General features: G+C 55.5%; 1 protein-coding gene. It reads right to left on the bottom strand.

Annotated features, from left to right (window positions below):
• The coding region (locus KVT28_RS26030) for a hypothetical protein (RefSeq protein WP_217551156.1) at window positions 1-247 on the bottom strand (247 nt) is incomplete at both ends.

The raw sequence follows: 247 nt of genomic DNA, 5'->3' as shown, positions 1-247 counted from the left end.
GGCGAGGTCAATTGCAAACTCCCTCTTAGAGTGCTGTAATTCACGATGCCTACGCCTGAGTCGTTTTCAATGGAGAGGCCATCGATTTCACATGTGCTGCCAGGAACGGTATCGAATACTGGAGTGACGGGTGCCCCAGCGGCACTCGCGACAGTAACCCCCGCGTTGAAGCCATTGATGCTGATGTTCTTGTAGAGCCCGGCGAGGGTCGATTGAAGGCTGATGGTGCCTACCAACCCCTGGGGAA

This window comes from Pantoea sp. GbtcB22, assembly GCF_019091025.1.
GTDB classification, from domain to species: domain Bacteria; phylum Pseudomonadota; class Gammaproteobacteria; order Enterobacterales; family Enterobacteriaceae; genus Pantoea; species Pantoea leporis.
Note: the sequence above shows the minus strand (reverse complement) of the source record. Positions and strands in the feature narration are given on the sequence as shown.